7 protein-coding genes are annotated in these 7,660 nt (G+C 62.0%); 2 read left to right on the top strand and 5 right to left on the bottom strand.

Annotated elements, in window-relative coordinates:
- Positions 1-1,443 (top strand): AMP nucleosidase (locus tag G7A66_RS08010; protein ID WP_408609249.1); only part of this gene is annotated, 1,443 nt, incomplete at its 5' end.
- Between the two features lie 9 nt (positions 1,444-1,452).
- On the opposite strand, the gene rimK is transcribed toward G7A66_RS08010, so the two are convergent.
- The 4 genes from rimK to G7A66_RS07990 form a co-directional block, all read right to left on the bottom strand.
- Positions 1,453-2,358, bottom strand: coding sequence for a 30S ribosomal protein S6--L-glutamate ligase (gene rimK, locus G7A66_RS08005; protein ID WP_174295158.1), 906 nt, complete (start codon positions 2,356-2,358; stop codon positions 1,453-1,455).
- On the bottom strand, positions 2,355-2,816 hold the full coding sequence (locus tag G7A66_RS08000) for an ATP-dependent zinc protease family protein (RefSeq protein ID WP_174295157.1): 462 nt from the start codon (positions 2,814-2,816) through the stop codon (positions 2,355-2,357). Before G7A66_RS08000 ends, rimK begins: the two co-directional genes overlap by 4 nt.
- A gap of 158 nt (positions 2,817-2,974) precedes the next feature.
- Entirely contained in the window at positions 2,975-4,714 is a 1,740-nt protein-coding gene (locus G7A66_RS07995) for a M2 family metallopeptidase (protein ID WP_408609250.1), read from the bottom strand.
- A gap of 181 nt (positions 4,715-4,895) precedes the next feature.
- The gene (locus G7A66_RS07990; RefSeq protein WP_174295156.1) at positions 4,896-5,675 is read right to left on the bottom strand and encodes an alpha/beta fold hydrolase; all 780 of its coding nucleotides are present in this window, start codon (positions 5,673-5,675) and stop codon (positions 4,896-4,898) included.
- 65 nt (positions 5,676-5,740) lie between these two features.
- Here G7A66_RS07990 and G7A66_RS07985 point away from each other — a divergent pair, with 65 nt between their 5' ends.
- Positions 5,741-7,000 (top strand): Nramp family divalent metal transporter, encoded by a 1,260-nt coding sequence (locus G7A66_RS07985; RefSeq protein WP_174295155.1) that lies wholly within the window; start codon positions 5,741-5,743, stop codon positions 6,998-7,000.
- Positions 7,001-7,002: 2 nt separating this feature from the next.
- Here the strand turns inward: G7A66_RS07985 and G7A66_RS07980 are convergent, their stop codons facing one another.
- Positions 7,003-7,647: a 2-hydroxychromene-2-carboxylate isomerase gene (locus G7A66_RS07980; RefSeq protein WP_174295154.1), complete on the bottom strand. Its 645-nt coding sequence runs from the start codon at positions 7,645-7,647 to the stop codon at positions 7,003-7,005.
- Positions 7,648-7,660 lie beyond the last annotated feature (13 nt).

The following is a 7,660-nucleotide window of genomic DNA, read 5'->3' as shown; positions in this document are numbered from 1 at the left end:
ACCATGGACAATCCCGACAGCATAATTGCCGAACTCGACCGCCTCTATGATGCAGCGGTCAGCCGCTTGCGCGAAGACATCTCGGCTTTTGCGCGCGATGGGACGCTGCCTTCCAAGGTCAGGCGGCAGGACGGCAGCTACGCTTATCCGGAACTGCTGGTCCATTATTCCGGTGGAACCCAGCCAACCGCGCGAACCCGATCCTTCGGCCGGCTGACCGAACCCGGCACATATGGCACGACCATCACCCGGCCCAAGCTGTTCTCCGCCTACCTTTCCGAGCAACTCTCGCTGATTGCGGCGGATTACGACGTTCGAGTCGAAGTGCGTCCATCACGCCAGGAGATACCGTTCCCCTACGTGCTCGACAGCAGCACCGGGACAGAGCTTGCAGGCATCAGTCCGCAAGAGATCGCCCGTCACTTCCCTTCGACGGAGCTGGCGCTGATCGGCGACGAGTTGGCGGACGGTATCTATGTTCCGGAAGCGGAAGAGGCCTATCCGCTATCCCTGTTCGACGCCCTGCGCACGGATTTCAGTCTGGCACGGCTCGCTCATTACACTGGTACTGATATCGAACATTTCCAGCGATTCGTGCTGTTCACCAACTATCACCGCTATGTCGACGAATTCGTCGATTGGGCCGGTGCTCAATTGGAAAGCGGCGGCAATGTGGCGCTGGCGGGGGCAGGCGGCATGTATCTGACCAGCGCGGTCGACAATGCACGGGAGCAACTTTCGGACACGGCATGGCGGCGGCACCAGATGCCCGCCTATCATCTGGTCGGCAAGGACCGTGGTGGCATAACCCTGGTCAACATTGGTGTAGGACCCTCGAACGCCAAGACCATAACCGATCACCTTGCCGTGCTTCGCCCGGAGGCGTGGCTGATGATCGGCCATTGCGGCGGCCTGCGTCCGAGTCAGAAGATTGGCGACTATGTCCTCGCCCATGCCTATCTGCGCGACGATCACGTGCTGGACCATGTCCTGCCGCCGGAGATTCCCCTGCCCGCCATCGCCGAGGTGCAGCAGGCGCTCGCCGGTGCGGCGGAGCGCGTCAGCGGTACGCATGGAGCCGATCTCAAGCAGCGGATGCGCACCGGCACGGTTGTCACGACCGATGATCGCAACTGGGAACTGCGCTACACGCATTCTGCCCGCCGCCTTTCGCTCAGCCGCGCGGTGGGGATCGATATGGAAAGTGCGACCATCGCGGCGCAGGGATATCGTTTCCGCGTGCCTTACGGCACTCTGTTATGCGTCAGCGACAAGCCACTGCATGGCGAGATCAAGCTGCCAGGTCAGGCCAACCGCTTCTACGAGCAGGCGATTGCGGCACATCTTCAGATCGGCGTGACCGCCTGCGATATCCTGCGAGATGAAGGCACGAATTTGCACAGCCGCAAGCTGCGCGCTTTCAACGAACCACCGTTCCGCTAAAGACGAGCTTCAGCCCGCTCCCTTGGTCTTCGTCTTGCCGGCCTTCGCATTGGCAACGATGAAATCGACGATCTGGCCGGCAATATCCTTGCTGGTCGCTTTCTCGATCCCCTCAAGGCCTGGGGAAGAGTTCACTTCCATGATGACCGGCCCGTGGTTCGATCGCAGCATGTCGACGCCGCAGACGTTCAGCCCCATGTGCTTTGCTGCGCGTACGGCGGTGGAACGTTCCTCGGGCGTGATCTTGATCAGCTGAGCGCTGCCGCCGCGATGCAGGTTCGAACGGAAATCGTCCGGTGCGCCGGTGCGCTTCATGGCGGCGACTACCTTGCCGCCAATGACCAGCGCGCGAATGTCCATGCCGCCTGCTTCCTTGATGAATTCCTGCACAAGGATGTTCACATTGGCACCGCGAAATGCCTCGATGACGGATTTCGCGCTCGACATCGTCTCGGCAAGCACGACACCGATGCCCTGCGTACCTTCCAGCAGCTTGATGACGACAGGCGGGCCATTCACCGCGCGGATGATTTCCTCGGCCTGCTTGGGATCGTTGGCATAAGCGGTCAGCGGCAGGCCTAACCCGTATTTGGCGAGGATCTGCATGCTTCGCAGCTTGTCACGGCTGCGGCCGATGGCGACGCTTTCGTTGAGCGGCCATACGCCGCTCATCTCGAACTGTCGCAGCACGGCCAGGCCGTAATTGGTGATCGACGCTCCGATCCGCGGGATAACCGCCTCGTATCCTTCCAGCTTCTGGCCATTGTAGGTCAGGGTCGGGCGGTGACTCGCGATATTAACAGTGCAACGCAAAGTGTTGAGAATATGCAGTTCATGGCCGCGTTCCTCCGCTGCCTCCACCAGCCGCCTGTGCGAGTAGAGATTGGCGTTGCGGGCCAGCATGGCGATTTTCATCCGAGCATCCTTTTGCGCTCTTCGGCGGTGGATTGAAGGTAAGATCGCCCGGAAGCGACCAGGAAACGTTTTCTCAAGGCAGTCCGCCCGACCAGGATCGGGAAGCGCATGTCGGACCTGTCGGCAAGGCTGAATTCGGCACGGAACGATTGCGTGCCGAGTTGCAGCATCGTCTTGATGATCGGCCGCTCCTGCGCCTCGCCATTGGAACTGGTGATGACCCGGCGGTCGGCGCGGGGCACCTCGCAGATGACGGGTTCGCTCTGCCCCTCCCCGATATCCAGTTGGAAGCGCAGCCAGCGTTGGCCCTCGCGCTCGAACCGCTCGATGTCGGTCGCGTGCAGCGAGGAGGTGCGGGCGCCGGTGTCGATCTTGGCGGGGATGCGGTGACTGGACAGTTCCGGCAGACAGAGCATCTCGCGCCAGCCGACGATGTCTGTCGGAAGTCGGGTGCTCATGCCGCCTTAACCGCAAGCCGCACCGGTTCCGACAGGCCAAACCAAACCGGCGCCGCGAGAGGACCCGCAGCGCCGGAATTGAAGATAGCAATCGAACAGGCTGGCATGCGATCTATCCCGCAAGAGAGAGCGCAGCCGATAGCCTGTACATGGGGGCTTTACCAGCCCGGCGTTTGCCCCGCATTCTGTTCGTCGAGCCAGGCCTGCAGCGGCGCGAAATATTCGAGCAGCGCCTCGCCGCTCATTTCGCGGGTGCCGGTGAAAGCCTCCAGCGCATCGGGCCAGGGCTTCGACGCGCCCATTTCAAGCATGGCGTTCAGCTTCTCGCCCACTTCTTCATTGCCGTAGAAGCTGCAGCGGTGCAGCGGCCCGGTCCAGCCTGCCTGATCGCAAGCGGCCTTGTAGAACTGGAACTGCAGAATACGGGCGAGGAAATACCGCGTGTATGGCGTGTTGCCGGGCACGTGGTATTTGGCGCCCGGATCGAAAGCATCGGCAGGTCGCTCCACGGGCGGAGTGATGCCTTGATACTCCTGCTTCAGATCGTGCCACGCGGTGTTATATTCCGCAGGCGAGATCGAGCCATCGAAGACGCCCCAGCGCCATTTGTCGACCAGCAGGCCGAAGGGAAGGAACGCCACCTTGTCCATTGCCTGACGCAGCAGCAGACCGATATCCTTGTCGGCACCGGGAACGTTGGCGCGGTCGAGCATGCCGATCTGCACCAGATATTCCGGCGTGATCGACAGGGCGATCGCATCGCCGATAGCTTCGTGAAACCCGTCGTTGGCGCCATTCAGATACAGATAGTCCTGCTCATTATAGGCGCGCTGGTAGTAATTGTGCCCGAGTTCATGGTGGATGGTCGTGAAATCATCCGCATTCGGTTTGATGCACATCTTGATGCGGATATCGTCCTTGTTGTCCACATCCCAGGCGCTGGCATGGCAGACCACCTCGCGGTCAGCAGGCTTCACGAACATGGACCGTTCGTAGAAGGTTTCCGGCAGCGCATCGAAGCCGAGCGAGGAGAAGAACCCTTCGCCGGTGCGGACCATGTCCACTTCGGACAGGCCCTTCTTCGCGATAAGATCGGTCAGATCGTAACCCAGATCGCCCGCACCTTCAGGCGCGACGAGGGGGTAAATATTGCCCCATTCCTGCGCCCACATGTTGCCGAGAAGGTCGGCACGGATCGGACCGGTGGCGGGCTGCACCGCATCGCCATGCTTTTCGTTGAGCTTGCGGCGGACATAGGTGTGGAGGCTGTCATACAGGGGCTTCACTTCCTGCCAGAGGCGTTCCGTTTCGGCTGCGAATGCATCCGCCGGCATGTCATAGCCCGAGCGCCACATCGCGCCCGTGTCGGCAAAGCCCAGCTCGCTCGCGCCTTCATTGGCGATGGCGACCATGCGGGCATAATCGTCCTTCATCGGCGCACCGACATTCGTGTGCCAGCTGGCCCACATCTCCGCCAGTTCGGCGGGAGTGCGTTCCAGATTGCCCATCTCCGCTTCGATGTCGGAACCGCTGATCGGCTGGCCGTTCAGCGTGCCCTTCCCCTTGCCGTACTGGCTGTTCAGGCTGGTCGCGATTTCATTGAGTTCGGTCGCGGCACCCGGCGTTGTGGGAGCTGGCAGCACGATGCCGTTGCGCAGGATGTTCAGCTTGCGCGCAACATCCGGGTCAAGGCCGGGGATACGCGCATATTTCGCGGCTTCAAGCGCATATTTCACGCTCTTTTCGGTACCTTCCGCACCAACCTGCGCGGCCAGGGCATCGGTGTCCTCGGTGATATAGGTGGAATTCACCCAATAGACGCGGCTTGCATCGACCGAATAGTCGAACAGGTCCTTTTCGGCCGCAGCGATGAAAGCGGCGGCGCCTTCAGCGGTCATCGGGAACTGCGTGTCGGCGGCGGCGGGCGCAGCAGCGGGTGCGGTCTGGGCGATGGCCGGACTGGCAAGCCCCAGCGCAAGAGCGGAAAGGGCAACGGAAGCGAATATCTTCAAGGGGTTTTCCTTCATACCTACGAACTTCATTGATGCATTAGCGGATGGAACCTGTGCGGTCGCTTAATCAGTCGCGATCCGTATTTTCCTGCAAGAATGACACGATCGCTTCGCCCAGCGCAGCTTCGGTCACGCTGCTCATGTGCGTACCGGGGACTTCCTGGAACCGGGCGGAAGGTAGCGTGTCGGCAAGCGCCTGGGGCGATCCATTGTCCCTGTCCTGTGCGCCGCAAAGGACCAGCGTCGGCATGGTGATCGCCGCAAGTCCCTCCCGCGTCGTATCGCTGACCGATTGCAGCAGCAGGCGCGCAGCAGGACGGTTGACCTTCATGCTTTTCATGAACTGGACCGCGAAGAAGGCAGGATCGCCCTGCTTCACGGTTTCGAAGCGGTCGATGGCATCGATGAAGAAAGCTGCGCGGTCGTTCCACCCGGCGAGCCCCTCCAGCCCCATTCCAGCGAGAACCAGTCTACGCGGTGCGAGTCCACCGACAACACCGCGGACGGCAGTTCGCGCGCCGAGAGAGAAACCGACAAGATCGTACTCCGCCAGACGCAGCGCCTCAACAATCGCCGCTGTGTCCAGCGCCAGCACATCAGCGGGATAGGCTGCGGCCTCGACCGGTGCGGCGCTGCGCCCGTGAGCGCGAAAATCAAGCATGATCGGATCGAAGCCTGCAGCCGCCAGCCTTTCCGCATGTCCGAACTTCACCCAGTTCATCGCGGCATCGGAAAACAGGCCGTGCAGAAGGAGGACTGGCTTGCCTCCTGCCGCCGATTTCAGGCGATGGAAGGCAAGCACCTGCCCGTCGAAGGACGAAATCTGCTGCATTTCCAGTTCTGTCATGGACTGCCATTTGCCAGCCCTCTGCGCCGCTGGCAATGGAGGGCCATGAAGAGGACGGGGCAGCAATGATCGAAAGGCAAGAACAGGCACCGACAGGCCGAGATAAATGGCGGCATCTCGGCCCCGGGATCGTCGTTGCCGCGACGGGTGTCGGCGCAGGCGACCTCGTCGCTACGCTGATTGCAGGGTCGCGCTTCGGCTATGCGTTGTTGTGGGCCGCGATCCTGGGTTGCGTCGTAAAGATCGCTCTGTCCGAGGGTTCGGCGCGCTACCATCTCGCCACCGGCTCCACCATTCTGGCCGGGTGGCGATCGCTGGGCCGGTGGACCGGATATTACTTCGGCATCTACGTCATCATCTGGGGCTTCATCTATGGCGCCACCGCGATGAGCGCGACCGCCCTCCCCCTTGCGGCCCTGTTCCCTATCCTGCCGCTATGGGCCTGGGCCGTGATCGCGGGCATCGGCGGATATCTGTTCGTGCGATTCAATCGCTACGCCATGTTCGAATTGGTGATGAAGATCATGGTGGGGACCATGTTCGTCATCATGGTGGGCCTGGCGGTGCTCGTCGCGCCATCGCTTTCCGGCATTGCCTACGGATTGCAGTTTCGTCTTCCGGAGGGATCCCTGTTCTACACGCTCGGTCTGATCGGCGGCGTCGGGGGCACTGTTACAACCGCAGCCTATGGCTACTGGACGCAGGTAAAGGGATGGCGCGGCACCGGGTGGCTGCCGCTGATGCGCCTCGACAATGCCACGGCCTATGTGGTCACCGGCATTTTCGTCGTCGCGATGCTGATCGTGGGCGCCGAAATCCTGTTTGCCGCCGACATCGCATTGGAGGACAGCGACCGAGGGCTTCTCGGCCTGTCGGATGTGCTGTCAGCGCGCTATGGGCGCTTCGTCGCCTTCGCCTTCCTGATCGGCTTCGCCGCGACGGCGCTGTCGTCACTGTTCGGCGTCTGGCACGGGATGAGCCTGTTCTTCGCCGACTGGTGGTACCAGATGCGGGGTGCGCCGTCCGACGCCTCGTCTGCACGCGCCGAAGAACAATCGCCAGCCTTCCGCTTCTATCTGGCGTGGCTCACTTTCCCGCCGATGGTGCTGCTGTTCGCCGACCGCCCGTTCCTGCTGGTGATCATCTACGGCGCATTCGGCGCATTGTTCATGCCGTTCCTCGCCATCACCCTGCTTTGCCTATTGAACTCTGGCCGAGTACCGGCAGAGGCGCGCAATGGCTGGCTGTCGAACATCGTCCTTGCAGGATCGGCCGGGCTGTTCGTGATCCTTGCGGTGCAACAGGTGGCCGGGCTGATCGATTAGGATCAGCGCCGGGCCAAGCCATCCTGCCGCATCCGCCACAAGGCGACATCGATCCGGTCCTGCCCGAAAAAGGGCTCACCCTTGTAAACCAGAGTCGGCACGCCCCAGTGCCCGGCCGCTTCCAGGCTGTATTGATTGGCGGCTACTTCCTCGTCGAGAGCAGCAGCATCACGCTCTGCTTCTGCGTCCATTGCAGCCAAATCTAGGTCTGCGCGCTTCGCTGCACCGGCAAGGTGTTCGCCCTCATGCCAGCCTTCCGCCCCGCCCCAGATGAGGCGGCCGGCCTCATGGGCGAAGGCGACGCCCTGCCCATGCCGCGCCGCCACCTGGCCGAGCCGCGTTATCCGCCGGATGTATGGCTGGTCCGGCGCGATCTGCCGGGTGGTCATGTCCTGCACGATCGGATCGGGTCGCGGCGGGCCGAACGGAATGGCCAGGAACTGCGCCAGCCGCGCCACGTCCAGCAGAGTATAGCGCAGCCAGTTCGGATGGTTCCGCTCGAAGAAATCCGGCTGCCGCAGGGCGAGCGGGTAGACGGGGCGAAGTTGCAGTTCCAGGTCGTAATCCCGTGCAATCTCGCGATATCGGCCTATCGCGAGATAGCTGTAGGGCGACCGGAACGAGAAGTAGAGATCGGCTTCATGCATTGCGATAGCGCCC

Source organism: Alteripontixanthobacter muriae (genome assembly GCF_013336795.1).
GTDB lineage: Bacteria > Pseudomonadota > Alphaproteobacteria > Sphingomonadales > Sphingomonadaceae > Pseudopontixanthobacter > Pseudopontixanthobacter muriae.
This window is presented reverse-complemented; position numbering and strand designations above follow the sequence as displayed.